Origin of the sequence: Pseudoduganella albidiflava (genome assembly GCF_004322755.1) — a bacterium.
Lineage (GTDB): Bacteria > Pseudomonadota > Gammaproteobacteria > Burkholderiales > Burkholderiaceae_D > Rugamonas > Rugamonas albidiflava.
Map to the genome: position 1 here is coordinate 5,132,736 of NZ_CP036401.1, position 26,207 is coordinate 5,158,942.

19 protein-coding genes are annotated in these 26,207 nt (G+C 67.9%); 2 read left to right on the forward strand and 17 right to left on the reverse strand.

Annotation, left to right across the window (positions count from 1 at the left end; genetic code table 11):
* The first annotated feature begins 368 nt into the window (after window positions 1-368).
* Window positions 369-725: a hypothetical protein gene (locus tag EYF70_RS21240; RefSeq protein WP_131147184.1), complete on the forward strand. Its 357-nt coding sequence runs from the start codon at window positions 369-371 to the stop codon at window positions 723-725.
* Between the two features lie 33 nt (window positions 726-758).
* Here the strand turns inward: EYF70_RS21240 and cysM are convergent, their stop codons facing one another.
* The 11 genes from cysM to EYF70_RS21295 all read right to left on the reverse strand — a co-directional run bounded on the left by cysM (window position 759) and on the right by EYF70_RS21295 (window position 18,532).
* A complete protein-coding gene (gene cysM, locus EYF70_RS21245) occupies window positions 759-1,661 on the reverse strand; it encodes a cysteine synthase CysM (protein ID WP_131147185.1) in 903 nt (300 codons plus the stop codon).
* A gap of 108 nt (window positions 1,662-1,769) precedes the next feature.
* Entirely contained in the window at window positions 1,770-2,837 is a 1,068-nt protein-coding gene (locus EYF70_RS21250) for an ABC transporter ATP-binding protein (RefSeq protein ID WP_131147186.1), read from the reverse strand.
* Between the two features lie 56 nt (window positions 2,838-2,893).
* The gene (locus EYF70_RS21255; RefSeq protein ID WP_131147187.1) at window positions 2,894-6,754 is read right to left on the reverse strand and encodes a GH36-type glycosyl hydrolase domain-containing protein; all 3,861 of its coding nucleotides are present in this window, start codon (window positions 6,752-6,754) and stop codon (window positions 2,894-2,896) included.
* A gap of 21 nt (window positions 6,755-6,775) precedes the next feature.
* A complete protein-coding gene (locus EYF70_RS21260; protein ID WP_131147188.1) occupies window positions 6,776-6,967 on the reverse strand; it encodes a hypothetical protein in 192 nt (63 codons plus the stop codon).
* Window positions 6,968-7,011: 44 nt separating this feature from the next.
* Window positions 7,012-10,197 (reverse strand): discoidin domain-containing protein, encoded by a 3,186-nt coding sequence (locus EYF70_RS21265; protein WP_131147189.1) that lies wholly within the window; start codon window positions 10,195-10,197, stop codon window positions 7,012-7,014.
* A complete protein-coding gene (locus EYF70_RS21270; RefSeq protein ID WP_218943710.1) occupies window positions 10,194-11,027 on the reverse strand; it encodes a carbohydrate ABC transporter permease in 834 nt (277 codons plus the stop codon). Before EYF70_RS21270 ends, EYF70_RS21265 begins: the two co-directional genes overlap by 4 nt.
* Window positions 11,024-11,899: a carbohydrate ABC transporter permease gene (locus EYF70_RS21275; protein WP_131147190.1), complete on the reverse strand. Its 876-nt coding sequence runs from the start codon at window positions 11,897-11,899 to the stop codon at window positions 11,024-11,026. Before EYF70_RS21275 ends, EYF70_RS21270 begins: the two co-directional genes overlap by 4 nt.
* A complete protein-coding gene (locus EYF70_RS21280; RefSeq protein WP_131147191.1) occupies window positions 11,896-13,152 on the reverse strand; it encodes a sugar ABC transporter substrate-binding protein in 1,257 nt (418 codons plus the stop codon). The genes EYF70_RS21275 and EYF70_RS21280 overlap by 4 nt, the downstream gene beginning before the upstream one ends.
* A gap of 20 nt (window positions 13,153-13,172) precedes the next feature.
* Window positions 13,173-14,594, reverse strand: coding sequence for a glucoamylase family protein (locus EYF70_RS21285; RefSeq protein ID WP_131147192.1), 1,422 nt, complete (start codon window positions 14,592-14,594; stop codon window positions 13,173-13,175).
* A 9-nt stretch (window positions 14,595-14,603) separates the two neighbouring features.
* A complete protein-coding gene (locus tag EYF70_RS21290) occupies window positions 14,604-17,462 on the reverse strand; it encodes a TonB-dependent receptor (RefSeq protein ID WP_131147193.1) in 2,859 nt (952 codons plus the stop codon).
* A 2-nt stretch (window positions 17,463-17,464) separates the two neighbouring features.
* Window positions 17,465-18,532, reverse strand: a complete 1,068-nt coding sequence (locus EYF70_RS21295; protein ID WP_131147194.1) for a LacI family DNA-binding transcriptional regulator — start codon at window positions 18,530-18,532, stop codon at window positions 17,465-17,467.
* Window positions 18,533-18,849: 317 nt separating this feature from the next.
* On the opposite strand from EYF70_RS21295, the gene EYF70_RS21300 reads away from it, so the two are divergent.
* The gene (locus tag EYF70_RS21300; RefSeq protein WP_131149254.1) at window positions 18,850-20,607 is read left to right on the forward strand and encodes an FAD-dependent oxidoreductase; all 1,758 of its coding nucleotides are present in this window, start codon (window positions 18,850-18,852) and stop codon (window positions 20,605-20,607) included.
* A gap of 13 nt (window positions 20,608-20,620) precedes the next feature.
* Here EYF70_RS21300 and EYF70_RS21305 read toward each other — a convergent pair whose 3' ends face one another.
* From EYF70_RS21305 to EYF70_RS21335, 6 genes are all read right to left on the reverse strand, one after another.
* Window positions 20,621-21,586, reverse strand: a complete 966-nt coding sequence (locus EYF70_RS21305) for a questin oxidase family protein (protein WP_131147195.1) — start codon at window positions 21,584-21,586, stop codon at window positions 20,621-20,623.
* Window positions 21,587-21,648: 62 nt separating this feature from the next.
* Window positions 21,649-22,404: a PEP-CTERM sorting domain-containing protein gene (locus tag EYF70_RS21310; RefSeq protein ID WP_131147196.1), complete on the reverse strand. Its 756-nt coding sequence runs from the start codon at window positions 22,402-22,404 to the stop codon at window positions 21,649-21,651.
* Window positions 22,405-23,325: 921 nt separating this feature from the next.
* Window positions 23,326-23,631, reverse strand: a complete 306-nt coding sequence (locus EYF70_RS21320) for a ComEA family DNA-binding protein (RefSeq protein ID WP_131147197.1) — start codon at window positions 23,629-23,631, stop codon at window positions 23,326-23,328.
* Window positions 23,632-23,826: 195 nt separating this feature from the next.
* Window positions 23,827-24,567, reverse strand: coding sequence for a LytR/AlgR family response regulator transcription factor (locus EYF70_RS21325; protein ID WP_131147198.1), 741 nt, complete (start codon window positions 24,565-24,567; stop codon window positions 23,827-23,829).
* The gene (locus tag EYF70_RS21330) at window positions 24,564-25,616 is read right to left on the reverse strand and encodes a sensor histidine kinase (RefSeq protein WP_131147199.1); all 1,053 of its coding nucleotides are present in this window, start codon (window positions 25,614-25,616) and stop codon (window positions 24,564-24,566) included. The genes EYF70_RS21325 and EYF70_RS21330 overlap by 4 nt, the downstream gene beginning before the upstream one ends.
* On the reverse strand, window positions 25,617-26,186 hold the full coding sequence (locus EYF70_RS21335; RefSeq protein WP_131147200.1) for a transcriptional regulator: 570 nt from the start codon (window positions 26,184-26,186) through the stop codon (window positions 25,617-25,619).
* Between the last annotated feature and the right edge of the window lie 21 nt (window positions 26,187-26,207).

Consider the following 26,207-nt stretch of genomic DNA (forward strand, 5'->3'; position numbering starts at 1 on the left):
TGTAACATCCCGCGGTCGTGCGAACACAGTTGCTTACTTGGCAGCATTGATGATAAGTTTTATATTACACTTAAAATTGTACGATTGACAAAGCCGCGCCTGCTCGTGGCTTCTATCTAGCACACAAACTACGGTAGAATTCTCTCCAATTGTTGCGATACGACAACGGCGTCATCATTGAGTAATATTTTTTTATTGCTCTTGAGTATTAGATTGCATGATGTTGTACAATTGTGTATATATTATGAAACTTGTTATCCCGGAATCGTGTGTCGATCGTTCCTCGGTGAAGAGAAACTTCAACGCCCAGCATGAGCTCCGAGTGATTCACTTTGCAGGACAAACTTTACAGAAGGAACAGACGCATCATGACAAACCAAGTCGGCATTGATATGAACAACGATTCGGACGGCGATGATCTGCTGCAGTACAACCCGAACCGTCTGCTGGATACGCTGATCGAAAACCTGCGCTTGAAAAACGACGCCGCGCTGTCCCGCGCACTCGAGGTTGCACCGCCGGTCATCAGCAAGATCCGTCACCACCGCCTGCCGGTCGGCGCTTCCCTGCTGATCCGCATGCACGAGGTGAGCGACCTGTCGATCCGCGACCTGCGCTACCTGATGGGCGACCGCCGCAACAAGTTCCGCATCAGCGACAAGCAGTTCAAGCCGAAGGAAGGCGAAACGCCTGCGGCGAACAACAATAACAACAGCAACAGCTGATGTAAAAAAAGCCGGGTCACCCCGGCTTTTTTCTTAGGCGGGGAACACCCCGGTCGACAGGTAGCGGTCGCCGCGGTCGCAGACGATGAACACGATCGTCGCGTTCTCGACCGTTTGCGAGACGCGCAGCGCGATTTCGCACGCGCCGGCCGCGGAAATGCCGCAGAAGATGCCCTCTTCCGCGGCGAGCCGGCGCGCCATGCGCTCGGCCGCCGCCTGCGACACGGATTCGATCTGGTCGACCCGGGCCTTGTCGAAGATCTTCGGCAGGTAGGCTTCCGGCCATTTGCGGATGCCGGGGATCGACGACCCGTCTTCCGGCTGCGCGCCGATGATGCGCACGCTGTCGTTCTGCTCCTTCAGGTATTGCGACACGCCCATGATCGTGCCGGTGGTGCCCATCGCCGACACAAAGTGCGTGATCTTCCCTTCGGTGTCGCGCCAGATTTCCGGCCCGGTCGATTCATAGTGGGCGCGCGGATTGTCGCCATTGGCGAACTGGTCGAGGATGATGCCTTTGCCGTCGCGCTGCATCTGCTCGGCCAGGTCGCGGGCATATTCCATGCCGCCCGTCTTCGGCGTCAGCACGATCTGCGCGCCGTACGCGGCCATGCTCTGGCGGCGCTCCTCGGACAGGTTTTCCGGCATCAGCAGCAGCATCTTGTAGCCGCGAATCGCCGCCGCCATCGCCAGCGCGATGCCGGTGTTGCCGCTGGTGGCTTCGATCAGCGTATCGCCGGGCTTGATATCGCCGCGTTCTTCGGCACGGCGCAGCATCGACATCGCCGCCCGGTCTTTCACGGAGCCGGCCGGATTGTCGCCCTCCAGCTTGCCCAGGATGATATTGTTGCGCGCCGCCGCTTCGGCGCCGGGCAGGCGCACCAGCTGGACCAGCGGCGTGTTGCCGATGGTATCGGCAATAGTTTTGTATGCCATGCGTTAGCTTCTTTTCTTCACCAAAACAGCCATTCTAGCCCGGTTGCCGGCTCGCCGCTCGCCACCGCCCCACGGTTCAGCCGGGGGCGCCGGGCTGGACAGTGGCAATCAGCGCCGCGCCATGCCGTCGCTGTCGAACAGGTGCCAGCACTGCGGGGCGGCGCCGACGGTGGCGTGCTGGCCGGGCTGCCAGGTGCTGTTGCTGTCGGCGCGGGCGACCAGGGCTTCCCCGGTGCTGGCCGTCTGCAGGTAGACATAGCTGAAATCGCCCAGCAGTTCCACTGTCTGCACCACGGCGGCGATGCCCTGGCCGCCCTGGTCCAGCGCTACGTGCTCGGAACGCAAGCCCAGCGTGACGGGGGCGCCCGCCGCCAGTCCGGCCGCGGCCGGCAACGCGACACTGCCGCCGGCGGCCAGCGCGATGGTGCCGTTGCCATCGGCGGCGCCGCGCAGGAAATTCATCGCGGGGGAGCCCATGAAGCCGGCGACGAACACGTTGTCGGGACGGTTGTACAAGTCCAGCGGCGCGCCCACCTGCTCGACCTTCCCGCCGCGCAGCACGACGATCCGGTCGGCCAGCGTCATGGCCTCGACCTGGTCGTGCGTCACGTAGACCATCGTGCTTTTCAGCGTGCGGTGCAGGTTCTTCAGCTCGATGCGCATCTGCACGCGCAGCGCCGCGTCCAGGTTCGACAGCGGTTCGTCGAACAGGAATACTTCCGGATGGCGCACGATCGCGCGGCCGATCGCCACGCGCTGGCGCTGCCCGCCGGACAATTCCTTCGGCTTGCGCTCCAGCAGCGCCTCGATGCGCAGGCTGGCGGCGGCGGCCAGCACCTTGTCGCGGATGGTGGCCGCCGGGGTGCCGGCCAGCTTCAGCGCGAACGCCATGTTGTCGTACACGGTCATGTGCGGATACAGCGCATAGCTCTGGAACACCATCGCGATGCCGCGCTGCGCCGGCGGCACGTTCGTCATGTCGCGCCCGCCGATCGCGATCGTGCCGTCGTCCGGTTCCTCGAGCCCGCAGATGGTGCGCAGCAGCGTCGACTTGCCGCAGCCGGACGGGCCGACGAAGACGATGAATTCACCGTCGGCGATATCCAGGTCGATCCCGTGCAGGATGGTGGTTTCCCCGAACCGCTTGCGCACGCCGCGAATCTTCAGCTCCGCCATGTCACTCGCTCCATGTCATTGGTTCCATGCTTCACATTCATCAGTGCATCCCGGCGCTAGGCGCTGCCCAGCACGATCTCGACGGCGTGCGATCCACCGTCCCGCATCAGCGGGATGCGCGCGGCGCCATCGGCGAGGTTCAGTGGCACGCCGTCCAGCGTCACGCCGATCACCTTGGCCGCGCTGCCGTTCGGGTTGCGCACCGCGACGTGGTACGCATCGCCGTCCGGCAGCCTGTAGTGTACGTGGAACTCCGGCCAGTCGTCCGGGATGCGCGGCGCCACCACCAGCGTATCGCCATCCTCGAACGTGCAGCCCAGCACGGATTCCAGGCCCACGCGGAACAGCCAGCCGGCCGATCCCGTGTACCACGTCCAGCCGCCCCGGCCCACATGGGGCGCGGCGCCGTAGATGTCGGCCGCCACCACGTAGGGCTCCACCTTGTAGCGGTCGGCGGCCGCCTGGTCGAGCGCATGGCTGACGGGCGACAGCATGCGCAGCAGCCGCGCGGCGCGGTCGCGGCGCCCCGCCTCGGCCAGTGCCCGCACCGCCCAGCAGGCCGCGTGCGTGTACTGGCCGCCGTTCTCGCGCACGCCGGCGACATAGCCCTTGATGTAGCCGGGATCGTGCGGCGTGTCGACGAACGGCGGCGCGAGCAGCCGGATCAGCTGGTCTTCCTCGGCGACGAGCCGCGCCTCCATCGCATCGAGCGCCTGCCGCGCGCGCTCGGGCGGCGCCGCTTCGGAGATCACCGCCCAGGCCTGCGCCAGCGCATCGATCCGGCACTCGTCGCTGTCCTTCGATCCCAGCACGGCGCCATTGTCGTAGTAGGCGCGGCGGTACCATTCGCCATCCCAGCCGCCGTCGTTCAGGGCCCGGGCCAGGTGGTCCAGGTAGTCGGTGTACATCTTCACGCGCGAACCGTCGCGCCGCTTTTCGCAGAACGGGATGAAGTCGCGCAGGATGCGCATCAGGAAAAAGCCCATCCACACGCTTTCGCCGCGGCCCTCGCGGCCCACGCGGTTCATGCCGTCGTTCCAGTCGCCGGTGCCCATCAGCGGCAGGCCATGCGCGCCCTTCGTCAGCGAACGGTCCAGCGCGCGGCAGCAGTGCTCGTACACGTCGGCAGCCGTGCCGGCCGGCGCCGGTGTCAGGTACTCCTCGTCCTCGCCTTCCTCCAGCTGGCGCGCGGTGAGGAACGGCGCCACCTCGTCCAGCACCGCCAGGTCGCCGGTGGTCTTCACATAGAACGCCGTGATGTACGGCAGCCAGCACAGGTCGTCGGAGAAGCGCGTGCGCAAGCCCTGCTCCATCGGCGCCGGGTGCCACCAGTGCAGCACGTCGCCTTCCTCGAACTGGTGGGCCGCATGCAGCAGGATCTGGCTGCGCGCCAGGTCCGGCCGCGCATAGACCAGCGCGGAGGAATCCTGCAGCTGGTCGCGGAAGCCGAACGCGCCGCCGGACTGGTAGAACGCCGAGCGGCCCCAGATCCGGCACGACAGGTTCTGGTACATGAGCCAGCCGTTCATCACCAGGTCCAGTTCCTTCACGGGCGTCTCGACGCGCACCGCGCCCACCGTATCGCGCCAGAAGCCGGTCACCTCTTCCAGGGCGGCCGGCACGGCGCCTTCCGCCTGATAACGCCGCACCAGCTCCAGCGCCGTCTCGCGCGACAGCGTCTCGCCCAGCAGGAACACGCAGCTGACAGTCTGGCCGGGCGCCAGGTCGTACACGGCCTGGAACGCGGCGCACGGATCGAGCCCGGCGCCGGTGGCGTGGTCGAGCGCCGGCACGGCCAGCCCGGCGGGCCGGTTGGCGGCGCCGTGCCGGCCCAGGAACGCGGCGCGATCCGCGGTGAAATGCGTGACCTGCGCACCGGGCGCCAGTACCGCCGCGACCGTGACGCCATCGGCGAACACGCCGGCATGCGCGTTGGTGGCCACGATGGCCTGTACCGTGGCATCGGCACCGGGCTCGTGGCCGGTGACGACGTGGCGGCTGCTGTCGGCCGGGGTGCCGCCCAGCACGAGGTGCTGGAACGAATACAGCGCCACGCGGCGCGGCCGGTCGCCCTCGTTGCTGACCGCCACCCGGACGATCTTCACCGGATCGTGGCGCGGCACGAAGATCGTGGTTTCCTGCCGCAAGCCATGGCTGGCGTGATCGAAGCGGCTGTAGCCGAAACCGTGCGCCGCCTCGTAGGCTTCGGCGGCCGGCACCGGGCCCGGCAGCGGCGACCAGAATTCGCCGGTGTCCTCGTCGCGCACGTACAGCGCTTCGCCGTGCGGATCGGCAACCGGGTCGTTGTGCCATGGCGTGAGCCGGTGCACGCGGCTGTTGCGGCTCCATGTATAGCCGGCGCCGCCGTCGCTGACCAGGCAGCCGAAGGTTTCGTTCGAGATCGCGTTGCTCCATGCCAGTGGCGGGCGGCGCAGGCCGTGCGCGTGGCGGTCCCAGTCCATGCGGATCACGTACTCGTCGCCGGCCGCGTTGAAGCCGCCATAGCCGTTGAAGCATTGCAGCGCCTCGCGCGGGCGCGGCGGTGCGGCATCGGCCGGCAGCGTTGGTACCCGTCGCCGTGGCGGCATGGCGGCGTGGCCATCGGGGCGCGACAGCCCGGGCAGCTTGCCGCGCACCACGAGATGGGCGGTGCGCTCGAACTGCGCCAGGTGGCCCGCGGCGAAATCGGCCGTCCGGCGCACCAGCAAGCCCTGCTCGATGGCGGTGCCGTTGCCGTGCTCGTCCAGCACCAGCATGTTCAGGTTCAAGCCTTTCGCCTGCCACAAACGCCGCGCCGACAGCAGCGCCTGCAGCATCAGGTCGTCCGGCCCGGCGGTATGCACGATGGCCAGCTCGCCCCGCGGCAGGCCGTACTGTCCGGCGTCGGCGGGCGCTTCCGCGCTCGCACCACCTGCCGCGCCGGCGCGCGCCGCAGATTGTCCATACAGCACGGCGGCGGCCAGCTGGTGGTAATACTCGGCCTGCGTGCCCGGCAATCCGACCTGCCCGAGCAGCACCGTCTCACGCAGTTGCGCATCGCCCAGGATGGCGGGCACGTTCATGTCCGGCAGCGCGGCCGCCAGCGCCAGCGCCTCGGCCCGGGTGGGCGCGGTACCGAGCATGAAGACCAGCCTGGCCTGCTCACCGATGCCCAGCGCCAGCGTGCGGCGCAGGGCCATGGCCGGGTCCAGCACGTTGCCGGCGGTGCCTGCCAGGGTCGTGCCGTCGACGCCCTGCGGATGCCAGGGGCCGCGGCCACGGCCCAGGAAGCTGGCGCGGTCCGTGTCGAACTGCGGCTCGCTGCCGCCCAGCGCGGCATTGACCATCCACAGCCCCGGTTCGTTGGCGCCGCGGGGGCGGCGGTGCGCCAGCAGGGCGCCGGTGGCGGCATCGTGTTCGGTCTGCACGAACAGCTTGGAAAACGCCGGATGGGCCGCCTCGTCGGCCTGCCGCGCCAGCACCACCTCCAGGTAGCCGGTCAGCTCGATCAGCCGCGAACGGCCCGACAGGTTGGTGACGACGATGCTGCGCAGTTCCACGTCCTTGTCGGGGTGGACGACCACTTCCATGTGGGCCAGGATGCCATGGGCCGACACTTCCAGCCACATGCTCGCCAGGCCGGCCCCGGCGGCGCGCTGCAGGTCCGGGTCGTGCGCGGCGGCGCACGGCTGCGCGCCGAGCGACCAGAGGTCATGCGTTTCGGCGTCGCGCAGGTAGAAGAACCAGCCTTCGGCATCGGTGACGCGGTCGCCGTTCCAGCGTGTCAGCGCGATGTCGCCGGCACGCGTGAAACCGCTGCCGGATTCGGTGATCAGCGTGGTCAGCCGGCCATTCGACAACAGACGGGCGTTTGGCGGCAGGTGCGCCGCATCCAGGTGGGTGCCGGTCAGGGATCCGGCAGGGGCGGTGATGGCCATCGTGTTCTCGCTTTTCGTCGTTCAGGCAGGCGCCATGGTGGCGGCGATGTTCGCGCACGGTTGCGACCTTATCATGTCGCCACGGAGGCCGACGCCCGGCTCGGCGGGGAACCGGACGGGCTTGCTCGCCGGGCTTCTCATTGGGTTGTCGATCAGGTTGCTCATTGGTGTGTCGATCCGGTTACTCGTGGGGAGGTTCATCGGGATGTTCATTCGGTTATCCATCAGGTCGTTCCGTGGCGTGTTCGTGGTGCCGGTCATGGCCGATGCGCCGCCGGCGCCAGGTCGATGGCCAGCGTGGCCGGCAGCCGGCGGATCGTGACGGCGCCATCGGTCAGCGGCACGGACCGGCCGTCCAGCCGCGCCACGCCGGGCGGGCCGGCCTGCGGCCAGCGCAGCACGATGCCGCCGGGCGGCATGGCCAGGCCGGCTTCCACCTCCAACAGCAGTTGCCCGCCGGCGCGGCGCAGGCTGTAGCTGAGCGGACCGTACGGCGTGCGCAGCCCGCGGATCGCGATGCCGTCGCCATCGAGCCACGCTGGCGGGATGCCCTCGGCCAGCAGCAGTGCATGTTCCGGTTCGCGCTCGTAGGCGAACGCATCGAGCGCGGCGCGCATGAAGTCGGACGAGATCCAGCCGTGCGGCATGTCGCCCAGGAAGCGCGGCTTGCGCGGTTCGCGGCCCACCACTTCGGCCCAGCCGTTCCACGCGCGCGGGCGCTGGTCGGCATAGAAGTAGTCGAGCAGTTCATGGGCCCTGTCGCGCCAGCCCAGCCGGATGAAGGCGCTGACGTTGCGCAGTTCGTATGGCGTGTAGTCTTCCCATGGTTTGCCGCCGGCACGCCGCACGGTAAAGAAATCCCAATACTTGCGGTAGGTGTTTTCCAGCAGGCCGCGCGGCAGGTGCCGCTGTTCGCCGCCGGGGGTCAACCCGATCGTCGTCGAGGTGGGATCGAAGTCTCCCAGCTCGGCCGCGCCGGGCAGGTAGTCGATACCGTGCTCTCGCGTGGCGGCGGCCAGCGAGGCATACAGGTCGCGGCGGAACTCGTCGCGCTGCCGTGCCAGCCGGCGCGCGTCGCCGCGCCGGCCCAGCGCTTCGGCGATCGCGACCGCATCCTTGTAGCCGCGCAGCGCCCAGAAATCGTCCCAGTACGAATGCATCGGTTTTTCCGCGTAGCCTTCGTGGCTGATCGAGGCCGGCATCAGGCCATACAGCGGCGTGCCACGCTGCGCGGCGCCCCGCTCCGACTGGCGCAGCGTTTCCATGTAGCGCGCGGCGGCGTCGACGCGCGGCCAGATGGCCCGCAGCGCCTCCTTGTCGCGCGTGTAGCGGTACAGCTCCGCGGCCAGGAAGATCAGCTCGCCATCGCTGTCGTTCTCCGGCACCGGGTCGGCGCCGCGCCGGTCGACGCAGCATGGCACCTTGCCATTGTCGAACTGGTACGGCGCATACCAGCGCAGGTAGTCCGCGGCGATCTCCGGCAGGCCCATGCGCAGCAGCGCCTCGGACATCATGGCACCGTCGCGGATCCACGAGCGCAGGTAGGAACGCGTGCCCGGCTGGATCGCCGCGCCGTCGCGCGTCATCAGGATATGCGCCAGCGACGAGCGCAGCGTGTCGGCCATGTGCTGCCCGGCCGGCGGCACCCGCAGTTCGACCTGGTTCAGGCGCGCGCGCCAGCCATCGGCCACCTGCGCCAGCTCGCGGTCCAGCCAGGCGATGTCGCCGGCCACCGGTTCCGCCGGCCCCGCCAGCGGTACCACCATGCCGACCACGGCACTGCCCCGCGCCGGCAGCCGCACCGTCCAGCGCAGCGTGCCGGAAGCCATGCCGGTGTCGTCGTTCACGGCGCGGGGGCTGGCGCCACCATCGCGCTGGCCTTCATGCGGCAGCAGGCCGCCATCGAACGAGGACAGCTGCACCGCATCCGGCGCGCGCAGCGGGATGAAGCGCGTGGCGCCGGCCGCCAGCGCGCTGCCATCCCACCCGATGGCGCGGATCGGCCCGACGCCGCCGGGCGTGTTGAGGAACTGGCGCGGCGCGTTGACCTGGAACGGCCGCGCGGCCAGCACCAGTTCCAGCACTTGCGGCACGTCCTTCAGGTTGCGCAACTCGTAGCGGGCCAGCAGCCGCGACGCCTCGGGTGTGCCGGCCGCCGCCGCGGTCGTCGTCAGGGTCCACCCGGCCGTGCGCCAGTGCACCGACGGGATCGGCAGGTAACCGTCCCGCAGCGACTGGGTCACCTCGGCGTCGGCCCAGCCGTGCAAGGTACCGTCGGCCAGCACGAACGGCTCCAGCGACGGGCCGCCCCGTGCCGGTTCGATCGCGCCATCCTCGCCCAGCAGGGCGCTGTGGCGCGCGCCGCCATCGACGCCCACCAGCGTCCAGTAAGGCTGCTGGCCGGAAAAGCCCCGTGGATAGTGCCCCTTTGGCGCGGCCGCCGCCAGCGCATCGATGAAAGCGTTCGGCGTGGCGCCGAAGGCCAGGTCCTTCAGCTCCACTTCGGCCAGGCCGTAGCTTTCCGACGGGCCGTCGTGCACCAGCAGGCGGACGTAGCGTGCTTCCGATTCCGTCAGCAGCAGCGCATCGCTGCCGCCGTTCCCGTCGCGCACGCTCCTGGCGGCCTGCCAGGCCTGCCCATCCACCGACAGCGCGACGTCGTAGCGGCGGGCATGCCGGCCCGGCAGCCAGTGCAGCACCAGGCCGCCGAACTCGCGCACCGCGCCCAGGTCCAGCGTCCATTGCTGCCGCCCGCCGCCGGCCAGCCATGCGGTGTCGCGCCTGCCGTCCACCGCCAGCCCGGCCGGCGCCGTGGCGGCGCTGGCTTCCGCGTGCAATGGCGGCCATGCCGCCGGCGGTGGCGGCAGGGGCCGCAGCGCCAGCTCGTCGATGAAGACCGATCCCTTGCCGCCATTGCCGGCGCTGACGACGAACTCGATCCGGTCGGCCCGGCGCAGGGCGCGATCCTTCGCCGGCCCCCAGGCGAAGGCCACCTGCCGCTTCTTGAACCGCACCAGCGTCCAGTCATTCGGGAACACGTGGTCGGGCATCCGGTACCACCACACGTTGTCGCCGGAAGCGTCGGTCAGCTTGAACTCGACATGATTCGATGGCGCGGCCCCCTTCATCATGAACGAGATCTCGTAATTGTCCGGCAGGTCCAGCGGCAACGCGCGGCGAGCGAAGGCGTAGCCGCCCTTGCCCCCGAAGTCGAAGTCGAGCCGCAGCGCCCGGCCCCGGAAACCGGGAACCGGAGCCGCTTCCGCCAGCACGCCATCGGAGGCCTGCGCCTGCCATGGCGCCAGGGTCTCGAAATCGTCCAGCAGCTGCCGTGCGCTCGCCGGCTCGGCCGCCAGCACGGTTACCGGCACGCTTGCCAGCACGCTTGTCAACATGAATGCCAGCGTGGTTGCCATCGCCCTAGCCCCGATCCACGTCTTCATCCCTTCACGCTCCCCACCAGCAAGCCCTGGATGTAGTAGCGCTGCAAGCCCAGGAACAGCAGCAGCACCGGCGCGATGGTCAGCACGGAACCGGCCATCATCAGTTCATTGTCCTGCACGTGCTCGCGCGACAGCGCGGCCAGCGCCACCGGCAGCGTGTACAGGTCCTTGTCGGTCAACACGATCAGCGGCCACATGAAGTCGTTCCACGTGCCGAGGAAGGTGAAGATCGCCAGCGTGACGAGGATCGGCGTCAGCAGCGGCAGCACGATCGCCCGGAAGATGCGCCACTCCCCCGCCCCGTCCATGCGCGCCGCTTCCAGCAACGCATCAGGAATCGACAGCGCGTACTGCCGCACCAGGAAGATGCCGAACACGGAAGCCAGCGCCGGCACCAGTACGGCGCCATAGGTGTTGACGAGGCCCAGCTGTTTCAGCAGCAGGAACAGCGGCAGCATCGCCACCTGGGCGGGAATCACCAGGGCGCCGAGCAGCGTGCGGAAGATGCGTTCGCGCCCCGCGAAGCGCAGCTTGGCGAACGCATAGCCGGCGCTGACGTTGAACATCAGCGACAGCAGCGTCGCGCCGGTGGACAGCAGCAGGCTGTTGAACAGGTAGCGCCCGATGCCGGCATGGGCGAACAATTCCCGGTAGTTGGCCAGCGTGGCCTCGGCCGGCAGCAGCGGCGGCGGGAAGGCGCTGGCCTCGCCGGGCCGCATCAGCGACACCGACACCATCCATACCAGCGGGAACACGGCCAGCAGGCCGGCCAGCACCATCGCGACATTCATCGCGCCCTTCATCGCGCCATTGAGCATGAGCTTCTTCATGCGTCGAGCCCCCTGGCCACGCGCAGCTGCAGCAGCGTGATCGTGAACATGATCGCGAACAGCACGAAGGCCACCGCCGACGCGACTCCCAGGTTCCACCACTTGAAGCCCTGCTCGTACATGAAGTACAGCACGCTGACGGTGCTTTGCACGGGGCCGCCCTGGGTCATCACGTAGGGCTCGGCGAACAGCTGGAAGTAGCCCGACATCGACAGGATGCTGACCATCAGCAGCGTGGGGCCCAGCATCGGCCAGGTCACCCAGCGGAATTTCGCCCACGCGCCGGCGCCATCCAGGTCGGCCGCCTCGTACAGGTCGTGCGGAATGCTCTGCAGGCCGGCCAGCAGGATGATCATGTTGTAGCCGAAGTTCTTCCAGACCGCGAACAGGATGATGGCCGGCATCGCCCAGTCCGGGTCGCCCAGCCAGTCGACAGGCTCGAGGCCGAACCACGACAGCGCGTAGTTCAGCATGCCGTAGCGGGTGTGAAGCACGTAGCGCCAGATGACGGCGACAGCCACCAGGGACGTCACCACCGGCGCGAAATACACGGTGCGGAACAGGCCTTTCAGCATGGTGACGCGCGAGTTCAGCAACAGTGCCGCGCCCAGCGATGCGGCGATCGACAGTGGCACGCCGACGATCACAAAGTAGAAGGTATTGCCCAGCGCGCGCCAGAACAGCGGCGTTTGCAGCAGTTCGATGTAGTTGCGCAGGCCCACGAAGCGCAGGTTGCCGATGTCGGCCAGCGCGTAGATGTCGAAATCGGTCAGGCTCATCGCCAGCGCGGCGGCCACCGGCAGGAAGAAGAACACGCCGATCGCCAGCAGCGCCGGCGCCACGAAGCACCATGCCGCCCGTTGAACCTTCATCGCCGCGCCTCCCGGTCCAGCATCCAGCGCCGTTTCTCCAGGATGCGGTCGGTCCTGGCATCGAGCGCCACGGCGGCGGCGTCGACGCCGATATCGCCATGCGCCACCCGCTCGCCCATCACGCGCAGTTCGGCCAGGATGCTTTCCCATTCCGGCACGCGCGGTTCGGGCCGCACATTTTCCAGCTGCAGGCGAAATGCCTGTGCCGGGGGATCGCCGGCGAGGCGCGCATCGCTCCAGTTGGCGCGGCGCGGCGGCAGGTTGCCGGTCAGCGCATTGAACTTCGCCGCGGTGTCCACCTGCGACAGGTATTCGACCAGTTGCCAGGCCGCCTGCTTGTGCCGCGAACTGCTGGCCACCGCCAGGCTGGAACCGCCGGCCAGCGAGGCGGCGGGGCCGTGCGGACCGGGCATCAGCGCCGTGGCCCAGGTATGCTGCCGGTCCGGCGCCACGCGGCGGCGGAACTCGCCGATGTTCCACGGTCCGGAAATGTAGAACGACACGTATTCGGTGCTGAACTCGTGGTAGATGTTCGACACCCGCTCCTTCGGTGCCAGCCCCTCGCGGTACATGTCCGCATACAGTTGCAGCGCGCGCCGGAACGAGGCGCTGCGGAAGTTGCCGTAGCGGCCGCCGTCGCGCAGCAGTTCTTCCGGCTGCTGCAGGGCCAGCACCAGCAGTGGCGCGAATTCCTCGTGCGGCAGCAGGATCACGTACTTGTCCGGCCCGACGATCTTCTTCACGGCGCGCATCGCCGCCATCCAGCCTTCCCACGTGGCCGGCATGCGGGCGTGGCCGGCGCGCGCCAGCAGCTCGCGGTTGTAGAACATCACCCGCGTGTCGACATACCAGGGCACGCCGTACAGCCGGCCATCGATCACGTTGGTCTGCCAGATGCCGGCGAAATAATCTTTCGGGTCCAGCGTGGCCGATGCCGCCACCCGCGCATCGAGCGGCTCGATCGCCTTCAGCGCCGCCAGTTCGGCCACCCACGTATTACCGAGCTGGAACAGGTCCGGCATCGCCTCGCCGGCGAACGCCGTCAGCAGTTTTTCATGCGCGGCGGTCCACGGCAGTTGCTGCACGTCGACCTTCACGCCAGGGTACAAGCGCTCGAACTCGGGGATCAGCGCGGTGACGACTTCGCCCTCGCGCCCCATGGCCCAGAACTTCAGCACGGTGGCGCCATCGTCGGCCGTGCGCGTGCAGGCCGGCAGGCCGGCGGCAAGGCCGGCGGCGAGCAGGCCGCGCATCGCGGTTCGGCGCCCTTCCTTCACTTGTCCAGCCACCCGCCGGTGAAGCCGGCACGGACCAGGCCCGTGCGGATGGCGGGATTGGTGCGCATCACGCGCCAGACGAAATCGTTGCGGTGGTTTTCCGTCATGGCCAGGATCGGGCCCTGGTCGATGCCGAGGTAATCGCCGGCCACCCAGCCCTTGCCCGGCACCACCTTGCCGTGCTGGAGCCTTGCCTTGAACTCGAAGCTGGGATTGAACGCGTCGAGGAAGCCGTAGCGCCCGTAGATGAAGTCGCCGTAGCGCTCCTTCATGGCCACCACGGCGGGAATCGTGATCTCCGGCGCGAACGGCAACGCGCCCGCCACGGCGGTCGGCGCCAGCGTGCAGTCGTCGTAATGTTCCAGGCCGCCCATGCCGCGCGCCGCATAGCTGCGGAACGGGATCCGCTGCCCCTGCCACGCGAAGGTCTGGTCGACCGGGCCGTCGCTGGCCGTCAGGCCCCACACGTCGGCGCCATAGCCCTTGCACTTCAGCGGATTGGCGATCGCGTAGTCGCGCTGCGCGTAGGTGGCGCGGCGGCTGTTCTCGAAGTAGTCGAAGCCCTTGTATCGTTCATTCACCTTGCGCATGTAGTCGTCGCGGATGCCGCGGAAGTCGATCCACACATGGCTGTACTGGTGCACGAACAGCGACGGGAACGTCAGGTGCGGCCGGGGTTCGGCGCCATACGGGGGCGCGGCCCAGCTGCGCTCATATGTGCTGGTCCACGCCTTCCATGCGTCCGGCCCCAGCGCATGGGCCGGATTGGGCGAGCCCAGCGCCAGCACGTACAGCAGCATCGCCTCGTTGTAGCCTTTCCAGTCGTACTGGATGAAGCCGTTCTCCGGCCGCCAGCCCAGCGACACGGCCGGCTTGTTGGCCGCGGCCCACTGCCAGTCGACCCGCGCATAGATCTCGGCGGCCAGGCGGCGGATCGCCACTTCGTCCGGCTCTTCACGGTCGAAGTACGATTGCGCGAACAGCGCGCCCGCCAGGAACAGCGCCGTGTCGATCGTCGACAGTTCCACGTTGCCGTAGCGCTGGCCCGTCTTCATGTCCAGGAAGTGGTAGAAGAAACCCTTGTGGCCGGTCATGCCCGTCTTCGCATCGCCCTGCGGCGCGTCGCGGAAGAAGCGCAGCGTGGCCAGCGTGCGCTCGCGCGCCTGGGCCCGCGTGATATAACCCCGTTCGACACCGATCGGATACGCCGTCAGGCCGAAGCCGACCGCCGCCACGCTGGAAAACGACGGCGTGGGATGCCGGTCCGGCACCAGGCCGTTGGCCGGATTGGCCGTCTCCCAGAAGTAGCGGAAGGTGCGTTCCTGCAGGTCGTCGAACAGCGGCGGCAAGGCATTGACGGCGCTGGCCGGCGCGGCCAGCACGCTGGCCAGCGCCAGCGCGGCGAATGAGCGGCGCATGGTCCCTCCTCAAAACGCGTAGCGCGCCGACAGCTTCAGCGTGCGCATCGGCCCGCCCATCGCATTGGCCAGGCCCACGTTCGGGTTGTCGCCGCCATAGCGGTTGGCCGAGCCGGGCTGGCCCACCCAGCCGTCGTAGCCGCCATAGTTGATGCTGTTGAACAGGTTGATCACGTCGGCCCGCAGGGTCAGCGCGCCGAAGCGGAAGGCGATGTCCTTGGCGAGGCCGACATCGACCTGCTTGAAGTTGTCGCTCTCGCCCTGGATCGACACGCATTGCGTGGCACCCAGGTGGCAATCGGTCATGCGGAACGGCAGGCCGGAACCGAAGGTCGCCTTCCCCGACAGCAGCAGGCCCCACGGCAGCAGGTCGCCGGACGTGCCGGCCACGACGAGGCGGTGCTTTTCCACGTCCGCGGAAGGATTCCACTGGCCCGGGTAGCGGCCGTAGGTCCAGTTGAAGATGTCGTTCTTCCACTCCTTGTTGGTGGTCTGCGCATCGCTGTACGTGTAGGTGGCGGACAGGCTCCAGCGCGAGGCGCGCGAATACGGCTTGTCCAGCTTGAAGTACACGGTCTCGGTGCGCGCCTGGCTGATGAAGTCGCCCAGGACCAGCGTGCCGTACGGGTCGACCGAGCCCCACAGCGGATCGATCGGACTCTGGTCGCGCCAGCCGCCCTGCGGGTCGCGATTGCCGCCGAACCAGTTGAACTGGTTGCGGCTGCGTGAATTGGTGTAGCCCGCCTCGCCGTTCCAGATGCCGAGGGCCTGGCGCAGGCCGAAGCTGAACTGGTCGGTATACGGCGCCTTGTGGTCGTTGCGGATCATCCAGATCTCGCCGTTGCGCTGGGCGTTCTTCTGCAATTCGTCCAGTGCGTAGTTGGCCACCGCGCGGTCGTAGGCGCGGCCCCAGCCGCCGAAGAGCACGGAACTGCGGTCGCCCTTGATGTCGAACGAAAAGCCCAGGCGCGGCTGCCAGGCATCCTTGAACGCCTTGCGGCTGCTGCCGTTGCTGATGTAGTCGGCGATGTTCACGCCGCCCTTGGCCAGCGATTGCGCGTAGGTCTGCCCGGCCGGCGCGCCGGTGCGGGGGTCCTGCCGGCCGAAGATCGCCACCCGGTCCGCCGGCGTGGCGTAACCATCGTTCAGCATGTTGTTCTCGTAGTCGTAGCGCAGGCCCAGGTTCAGTTCCAGCTTCGGCGTGGCCTGCCAGTCGTCCTGCAGGTAGATGCCGTATTGGGTGTTCTTGAAGTTCACGCCGATCGGCGCGATGGCCAGGTCGGTCTTCGTCACGGTCGGCACGCCGGTGCGGTTGTCGATCAGCTGCTCGAACATGTCGATGGCGCGCGCCGTGCCGGACAGGTCGTACTCCATCCGCTTGACCTTGAAGCCACCCTTGAGCGTGTGGCGGTCGAGGGCCGTGAAGGTGAAGTCATCCTGCAGCAGCAAGCCTTTCTGTTCGCGGAACTGGGCGTTCGGCGAGCCGCCGGCGATCGCCACGCTGACCACGTTGTCGCGCGTGTTGGTCGGCGAGACCAGGTACTTGATGTACGGCTCGGTGGCCGTCGAATGGGGATTCCACGTGTACTTTTCGTAGCCGATGCGCGCTTCGTTGACGAAGTTGTCGGTGGTCCAGGTGTGCTTGACGTCGAAGCGGTCTTCGTCGTTGTCCCGCGCCACCTCGTTGCCGGGCAGGCTGAGCAGCTTGTCTTCCGGGACCAGGTCGGTTTCGCGGCGCACCCGCAAGGTCGCTTCCAGCTCGTGTTCATCCGAGATGCGCGCATTCACTTTGCCGAGGAACAAGTCTTCGTCGAACTTCGACGTGGTGGCGCCCTGCTGCGCCACGAGCGACGGCACCACGCCGGCATCCGGCAGCAGGTTGCGGTTCTGCAGCAGGATCTGGCGCGGATCGTCGATCTTCTTGCCTTCATAGGCCAGGAAGAAGTGCGCGACATCCTTCCTGATCGGGCCGCCCAGCGTCATGCCGAACTGGTCCTGCTTGGAATCGGGCCGGCCGATGCCCTGCGCCTCGGCCTTCTTCTGGAACGGGTCCATCGCCGTGACGTTGGTGCCGGTGTGGTCCCAGAAGATGTCGCCATGCAGCTCGTTGGTGCCGGACTTGGTGACGGCGGTGATGGCCGCGCTGGAGACCTGGTCGAACTCGGCCTTGTAGTTCTGCGAGATCACCTTGTATTCGGCGATGGCCGATTGCGGGAACGGATTGCCGCGGCTCGAATCGAGCCCCGACACGCCGCCGCGCAGGATGTTGTTCTTCTGGCTGACGCCATCGATGAACACGTTGACGTTGTCCTGGTTCTGCGCGCCGCTGCGCAGCGTCACGTTGCCGGACTGGTCGACGTCGAAGCGAACGCCCGGTGCCAGGTCGGCGAACGACAGGAAGTTGCGGGTCACCTGCGGCAGCCGCTCGATCTGCTCGCGCGAGACCGAGGTGCCGACCTCGGAGGTGGCCACGTCGCGCCGCGCGGCCGAGCCGGTGATGACGATGCGCTGCGGCTGGTCGCCGCTGGCCGCGGCCGTGTTCAAGTCCAGCGTGCTGGTCTGGCCGACCGCCAGCGTGACCGTTTCGGTGACCTGGCCGCCGACCTGGATCCGGTACGAACCGGGCGCCAGGCCGGTCAGCACGTAGCCGCCGTCGCCCCGCGTGGTGGTGCGGTAGGTGTAGCCGTTGGCCTCGTTGGTCGCCGTCACGGGCGTGCCCGCGGGGCTTGCCGCGCCGGCCGCCGTGACCTGGCCGCGCAAGGTGGCGGTGGACAGCTGCGCCGACGCGGGCACTGCCGCCAGCAGGGCCGAGGCCAGCGCGCCGGCCATCACGGACAGGCGCAGCGGGTGGCAGGAAGTGCTCTTCATGGTCAGTCTCCTTTTATGGGAATCCTGTGCGATGCAGCGCGGCCGGTATGGCCGCTGGAGGCCCGCACCACGAGTTGCGCCTCCAGGGTTTGCGCGCCGCCGCCGGCCTCGCCGGCAACCAGGCCGGCCAGCCGGTCCAGCGCCTGCTCGCCCATGCCAGCGATCGGCACGCGCACGGTCGTCAGCGCCGGGGTCACGTAGCGGGCCACGGGAATGTCGTCGAAGCCGGCCAGCGCGATATCGCCCGGCACGTCAACGCCGGCGGCCTGCAGCGCCAGCTGGGCGCCGATCGCCATCATGTCGTTGGCGGCGAACAGCGCGTGCGGGCGGCGCTGATTTGCTTCTTTCCTTGCTCCTGTCCTTGCTCCGATCCTGCGGGCCAGCGCGGCGCCGACGCGGGCGCCGGCTTCCTCGCTGAAGTCGCCTTCGTGGAGTTCTTCGCGCGCGCCCGGCAACAGGGCGGCCAGCGCGGCGCGGTAGCCGCGCAGCCGTTCCTGCGCCTCGAAATTGCCGGCTGGGCCGGTGATGAAGCCGATGCTGCGGTGGCCGCTGGCGGCCAGGTGCTCGACCATCGCGTAGGCCGCGCTGTAGTTGTCGATCGAGACGGAGGCATAGGCGCCGCCGCCGGCGCAGCTGTTGAGCAGCACGATCGGCAGGTGCTCGGGCAGGTTGTCGGACAGGAAGGCGGCATCGGCATGCGGCGACATCACCAGCAGGCCATCGACGCGGCCGCGCATCGTGCGCAGCGCCGTCGCCGCTTCGTCCGCGCCGCCATGCAGGCTGGCCACCAGCAGGTGCAGGCCGCGGCGGCGCGCCGCGCCATCGATGCCGCGGATCATCTCGGAAAAATACTCGCCGTACAGGTCCGGCAGCAGCACGCCGACGGTGTTGGTGAGACTGGTGGACAGGCTGCGCGCGCCCACGTGCGGCACGTAGCGCAACTGCTTCATGATGGCCAGGATGTGCGCGCGGGTTTCCTCGGTGACCGTGGCATGGCCGTTGAGGACGCGCGACACGGATGCCACCGACACGTTTGCCGCCTGCGCCACGTCCTTGATCGTCACCGCCATTGCCGTCGGGTCTCCTCTCTTGCCTGATGTAAGCGGTTACATCGCCAGGAAAAAAAGCGGCCGTGCAAGGTTGCAAGGCCGGGTTCGCTTGCAAGAATGTAACCGTTTACATTTCGACATGCAAAGAGTTTATTCGGTGCGCGGCCACCGTGTGGGCGGGGCGCGACATCTGCCGAACGGGATACCGGGGGCGCCGGCGGCACTTTGGCGGCCGGTGATCGGCTACACTGGCGGCCAGCCACCGCAGTGCGGCACAGTCACCCCAGTCGACCCTCACCATCATCATCAACATCACGCAGGAAACCGCCATGGCGAACATGCAGCTGACCCCGACCCAGTTCGTGCCCGAAGCGAGCCGCCACGACGCGGTACCGCCCGTGTCGCAAAACCTCGAGTCGCGGCGCTACCAGATGTTCCCCGTGCTGTCCGAGGCGGAGATCAAGAAGCTGCAGCGCTTCGGCACCGTGCGCACCTACGGGAACGGCGTGCGCATCCTGGAAGCGGGGCACACCACCTTCGGGCTGATCGTCACGCTGGCCGGCCACATCGCCATCAGCCGCTACGATGGCCTGGGCAATTCATGGCCCATCACGGAACACGGCCGCGGCGAATTCACCGGCGAGGTGTCGCAACTGGCCGGGCGCCCCACCCTCGTCAACGCGTTCGCCGTGGGCGACGTGGAAGCGCTGGTGATCCCGCCGGAAAGCCTGCGCGCGCTGGTGATCGCCGAGGCAGAGCTGGGCGAGCGCATCGTGCGGGCGCTGATCCTGCGCCGCGTGGGCTTGCTGGAAGCGAATTCGGGCGGCCCCGTGCTGGTGGCGCCCGCCGGCCATGGACGGCTGCACCAGCTGCGCAGCTTCCTGTCCAGTAATGCGTATCCGCATACGGTGCTCGACCCGAAGGAAGACGAACAGGCGCGCAGCCTGTGCGAGTACTACCAGCCGGGGCCGGACGACTGGCCGCTGGTGGTGTGCCCGGACGGCAGCGTGAAGAAGAACCCGAGCAATGCGGACATGGGCCGCTGCCTGGGCCTGCTGCCGGAACTGGACGAGGACAAGGTGTGGGACGTGATCGTGGTCGGCGCCGGCCCGGCCGGCCTGGCGACGTCCGTGTATGCCGGCTCCGAAGGCCTGTCGGTGCTGGCGCTGGAACAGCGCGCGTACGGCGGCCAGGCGGCGGCCAGTGCCCGTATCGAGAATTACCTGGGCTTCCCCACCGGGATTTCGGGCGGTGCGCTGGCCGGCCGCGCCTTCGTGCAGGCGCAGAAATTCGGCGTGGAGTTGGCCATCCCGGCGCCCGCCACACGCCTGGTGTGCGACACCTACCCGCTCGAGGTGCAGCTTGCCGAGGGCAAGCGGATCAAGGGCCGCACCGTGGTACTGTCGTGCGGCGCGCGCTACCGCCGCCCGGCGCTGGACAATATCGCCCAGTTCGAAGGCCGCGGCATCTACTACTGGGCGTCGCGCATCGAGGCCAACCTGTGCCAGAGCGAGGAAGTGATCCTGGTCGGCGGCGGCAATTCGGCGGGCCAGGCGGCCGTGTTCCTGTCCGGCCACGCCAAGCGGGTGCACATGGTGATCCGCGGCGACGGCCTGAAGGCAACGATGTCGACTTACCTGATCGAGCGGATCCACGCCACGGGCAATATCGAACTGCATGCGCACACGGAAATCGTTGACCTGGAAGGCGACGATGACGGCCTGAAAGGCGTCCGGCTGCGCAACAACCGCACCGGCGAAGAGCACGATTCGACCGTGTGCCGCGTGTTCCTGTTCATCGGCGCCGACCCGAACACGGACTGGCTGGGCGATTGCGGCGTGGATGTCGATCCGCAAGGCTTCATCCGCACCGGCCACGACGTGACGAAGGCCCAGTGCCGCGCCAATTTCGAACAGGGCATCTACCCGAAGGACCAGCCGCAGCGGGCCCCGCTGGAAACCAGCGTGCCAGGCGTGTTCGCCATCGGCGACGTGCGCGCCGGCTCCACCAAGCGCGTGGCGGCGGGCGTCGGCGAAGGCGCGCAGGTGGTGTCGCAGATCCACGCCTTCCTGGCCAACCTGCCGCTGGCCGTCTAGTCCTCCTCTGGTTTCACCAGGGTTCCACGGCGCGGGCGGCGATCTCCACGTAGCGGGCATCGCCGTATTCTTCGAATTCGACGCGCGCCGTGTGGCACAGCTTGATCACGTGGTCGTCCGTCGACTGGATCGCGCACGCTTCGATTTCCTCCCAGCCGGCCCGCGTGGGCTGCGCTCGGCGGCCTTCGCGCTGCGCCGCCAGCCATGCCACCAGCACGGCCTGCCACAACTGGCGCAGCGCGCCTTCCCGGTCTTCCACATGGCGTACGACGGTCCGAAAGGCATGGCATGCGGTGACGGTGTGCAGCAGCATGAAATCCGGACTGGCATGGAAGGCGCCCAGCGCGAACGCGGCCACGTCGCGCAGCGCCAGCGCCGCCGGCTGCGCGTCGGCCAGCGCCGGATTCCGCTCCACGGCGGCCATGCGCGAGCCGATGGTCGGCCCTGCCCCGCCGCCGTCGCCGGTCGCCTTGACGATGCGCGCCGCGATCGCTTCGAGCGGTTCATCGTGGCGGCCGGCCGGTACCGGCACGGGCTTCCAGGCCAGCACCCAGAAGGCGAGCGCGGCGCACAGTTCGCCGCGGTCCCCTGCGTCCAGCGCATAGGCCAGCCGGATCATCGCGTGGAAGCCGGCCGCGGCCAGCCCCGGCATCAGCACCGGCAGCCAGTGGCGCAGTACGGCCTCTTCGCCATCGGCCGCGACGGCGGCGGTAAAGAACCGCACCAGCCCGGCGTAGTTCGCGTGCCGCCCCAGCAAGGCAAGCGGATCGCCGACCGGTTCGGCCTCGCCGGCAGGCTGCAGCCGGGGGCGGTGGCCAGTAGCGAAGCGCTCCAGCACGGCGGGCGGCGCGCCCATCCGGTCCAGCGCGATCAGCGCCATCGGCAAGTGGTTGGAAAAGCCCGGGCCGTACAGCGGCCCATGGCATTGGGCGTCGGCCAGCAAGGCCGAGCATGCGGAGGAAATGGCAGCGGCAGTCATGGCGGTCTCCTTGGAAAGGGATGACCCGACTATACTCCCGCTGCGCGGATAAATAAACTAATTTATTTACTTATCTCTTCTTGCTGCTTGTCGCGTGCGCGGCGGCGCCATGCCGCCAGGGCCAGCAGGCCGGCGCCCAGCATCGCATGCGTGGCCGGTTCCGGCACGGCGCTGACGGCGGCCGCATCGATGGCGTTGTAGACGATGCGGTTCGACCATTCGGCATCGAGCGGGCTGGCATCCTCGGTGACGAGGTTCACGTTGAACCCGATCACGGTGCCGGCGCCATACTGGCGGTAGCCCAGCAAGGCGGCGCCGTCTTCCCATTCCAGCACCTGGGTTGCCCCTTCGGCGAACGCGGTACCGACTTCGCGGCCGACCGTTGCGCTGCCGGCAGCCGGCAAGGTAACCCCTTCCAGCAGCCAGTCGTAGTCGGCCAGCACCTCGATGCCGGGCTGGCTTTCGGCATGGGCCATGTGGTGGTAGCCGCCGGCGACGGACAGGCCCGGCGTGATGCCCGCGTAGCGCATGGACAGCGGCTGCAGGATCAACGTGCCGCCCTGGTACACGAAGGCGTCGAGTTCGGCCGCGTTGGCGCGCGCGGTGCCATCCAGGATGAACACGTCGAACGCGGACAGCGTGGCGGCGTCGTAGTCCTGCAGCACGCTGACCTGGTTGCCGCGTGCCGTGAGGTTGTCGGCCAGCGTGGGCGTGTAGTACCAGCTCCAGCCCATGGCCACGTTGGCGGCCTGGGCGGGCAACGCGAGCGTGGTGGACAGCAGCAGCGCCGCAGTAAGAGTGCCGAATGGTTTGCGCATGGGATCGTGACCGGGTTACTGAACAAGGGTTAATCTAATAACTGATAGCAATAATTATATACATAAGGAAAATAAATTTCTGCAAGTATCGTGCGTTTCGGCAGGCGATGCCGCCGGCTGTCGCGGATTGTCGACATGCACCGTGGTGGCCGGCCAATGCCGACTTTGGGCAGGAGAAATCAGACGGCCAATGCAAGCTTCCCGCTTCCATCTGCAGCTCAGCGAGCCAGGCTTGCGGCTTTTCGTGAGATCGGGAGCACATGCAGCGCTCCTGGCGTTTTCGTTGATCTCGGCATGCCTCGCGAGCAGTGACCAGGCTTACGCTGGCAAGCACCCATCACGACAACCATTTTCACGTAACCATCTGGATCTGACATGAAGAAACCATTGGGACTTGTCCTTCTTGGGGCAGCCATTTTTACGTTAGCAAAGGCTGCTCCCCTGGAATCTTGGCGGCCACTTCAGGCCCGCTACACTATCTTCTCCGGGCTGATCCTGTCCGATCGGGAAGCGCCTACCCCGACAGAAAGGAGCTCTCCATCCTCATCGAAGGGAAGCCGGCAAAAGAAATATTCGATTCCATCGGGCCCGACTTGCGCTACACCTGCTCGCAAGACGAAGGAGACAGGCAACGAGCAAAGCAGGGAGTGCAGTGTACCTACACTGCCGAAGGAAGGAACAAGGGATACGATTGCTGGATCGGGATTGACCTTCGCACCGGAAAGAGCATCGGAACAGTCAGCTGTTAAGGACCAGTTCCCGCCACCCCAAGTGCAAAATCGGGGGTCAGACCCGTCGGGTCTGACCCCAGCAGTTCGTCCTTGGGGTAATTGCAGGCGCTATTGGCGAGGCCAGGACGCCTAACGTAAGCGGCAGGCTCGGGCCCGGGTCATTGATGCATGACAGCGTTTCTTCGCCAGGTCATTTCTTCACTTCGGCCACCTTGACGGGCGCGCCGTCGCGCGATTTGCCGTTGATCTGCAGGCCCGCTTCGGACAGCTTCATCGCGTTCTTGTCGCCGACGCCCTTGACCCGCTGCTGGAAGTCGGCCCAGTCCTTGAATTCGCCCTTCGCCCGCTCGTCCAGGATGGCTTTCGACTTGGCCGGGCCGATGCCCTTGACGGAATCGAGCGCGGCCTGGTCGGCCTTGTTGACGTCGACCTGGGCAAACGCGATGCCCATCGTGGCGGCGATGGCGGCGATGGCGAGCAATAGTTTCTTCAGCATGGTGTTCTCCAAATGGGTGATGGACGCGGCTGCGTCCCGACACAGATTAGCGAACTCGAGTGCGAAGCACAGGGCCATGCGGCGCGCCGTTGTTGCCGGTCAGCGGGCGCGGCGATGCGCGGAACTTCGCGGCGATGGCTTGCTGCATGCCCGTTGCTACATGCCCCTGCTGCATTCCCGTGCTGCATGCCCCTGCTACATGCCCCTGAAGCGCGCCTGGAAACGCTGGCTGACGGGCAGCCGCGCCGGGTGGTCGCGCAAGGTCAGCCACATGGCGCCATCGGCATCGCGCATCGCGGCGGCGATGCGGCGCACGGCCACCACGTAGCCGCGGTGCACCTGCCAGAAGCCGGCCTCGCCCAGCATGTCGGCCAGTTCCTTCAGCGGCGTGCGGATGTGCGCTTCGAGGCGGTCGGTGACCACGCGCGTGTACTTCGCCTCGGCGGCGAAATACACGATGTCGTGCAGGTCGATGAAGTGGATGGTCTGGCCGACCGATGCCTGGATCCATGAGGGCGCGGCCGCCGGCTGCAGCCGCGGCGCCAGCTGGGCGAGGTCCGGTGGCGGATGCGCGATCCGCTCGCGCACCCGCGCCACCGTGCGCGCCAGCCGCACCGGCTCCACCGGTTTCAGCACATAGTCGAGCGCCCCCTGGTCGAATGCTTCGACGGCGTGTTCGTCGTAGGCCGTGACGAACACCACGTGGGTGCGGCCACCGAAGGTGCGCGCCACTTCCAGGCCGGACAGGCCGGGCATGCGGATATCGAGAAAGGCCAGGTCCGGCGCCAGCTCGCGGGCCAGCCGCAGCGCCTCATAGCCATCGGCCGCTTCGCCGACCAGTTCCGCCTCGGGCCACAGTTGCTGCAGCTGTTCGCGCAGCGCGCTGCGCAGCAGCGGTTCATCGTCCGCGATCAGGACACGGGGGCGTATCGTCATGCCAGGACTCCGGCAGGCAGCGGCAGCACGAGTTCGGCTTCGGTCCAGCCGCCGCCGCCGGTGCGCAGCTCGAAACCGGCGCGGCCGCCATGCAGCGCGGCCAGGCGTTCGCGCAGGTTGCGCAAGCCGACTCCGCTGCCCAGCACCGTGCCGCCCAGGCCCGCGCCATCGTCGGCCACCACGATGCGCAGCATGCCCTGCCCCGCCGATGCCGAGACCCGCACGCGCACCTTGCCCGGCTTCGGTTCCACGCCGTGGCGGATGGCGTTTTCCACCAAGGTCATCAGCATCAGCGGCGGCAGGCTGGCCGCGCGCAGGGCCGCCGGGCAATCGACTTGCGCATCGAGGCGGTCGCCGAAGCGGATCGCCATCAGCGCCAGGTAGTGTTCGGCCAGTTCGCACTCGCGGCCGAGCGTCGATGCTTCGCTGCGCAAGTCGGGCAGCGCCGCGCGCAGGTAGGCGATCAGGTGATCGAGCATGCGTACCGCCTGGTCCGGCGCATGCCTTGCCAGGTAGCGGGTATTGGCGAGTGTGTTGAACAGGAAGTGCGGCTCGACCTGGGCCTGCAGCGATTTCAGCTCGGCCGCCAGCGCGGCCTGGCGCAGGTGCACCAGCTGCAATGCCTGCGACTGGCGCTGGGCGTTCATCAGCGGCACGCCGAACATCGCCGCGCCAAAGGCCAGCGCGCAGCCGAACAGCTGCGTATCGTCCAGGATCGACGGCGCGGACACGTCGCAGGCATGGTAGGCGTGCACGGCAACCCATGCGCTGGCCAGCAGCGCCGGCGGCAGGAACAGCCAGGGCCACAGCCAGCCGGCGCCGCGCGGCAGCACGCGCCGCAACAGCGCCATGCCGGCGGTCACGACCGCCGCCGCGGCCAGCAATGCGAGGAACAGCGCGAACCAGGCTTCGGCCAGCAGCGCCCAGCCGGCCGCCGCCAGCGCGGCTGCCAGCACCGCACCGGCGGCAGCCTGGCGCGGCGTGCCGGCGAGTTGGCGCAGCGCTTCCTGCGCGCCGGGCCAGCCGCTGTCCGGAACCTGGGCCGGCATCTACAGCGAAGGTTTGGTGGCCAATTTCTGGGCCGGGCCCATGCTGTCGACCGGCGCGTCCTTGCCGACGACTTCGATCTTCAGGTCGTCGATCCACACGGTGCCCTTGCCGGCGCCAATCACGCCGAAGGCCAGCACGCTGGCATCTTCCGGCACATCCAGCGTGACGCTGCGCGGCTGCCAGCCGGTGGTGCCGCTGATCGGCTTGTCCTGGCTGTTGTAGAACGACGCGCCGGGCTTGCCCGGGCTGTCGACGCGCATCCACAGGCCGCTCCACCTGGAAATGTCGCGCGTGCGCACCTGCGCCGAGAAGCGCACCCGCTTGCCGCGGTAGTCGACCGGGGAGATCTGCTGCATCAGCGTGCTCCAGCCATTGCCGTCGCCGCTCACCTGGCGCAAGAACTTGGCATTGCCGCCGCGCCCGTAGCCTTCGGCATCGACGCCGATCTCGTACTGGCCGGGTGTTTCGCCCGCCTTGATCCACGGCTCGCCCAGGCTCTTGGCGGGCGAGGCGATGGCAATGACGGAAGCGGCGGCGATGGCCGCCATGACGACGAGGTGCGGTTTCATACGGTGGTCTCCAAGAGGCAT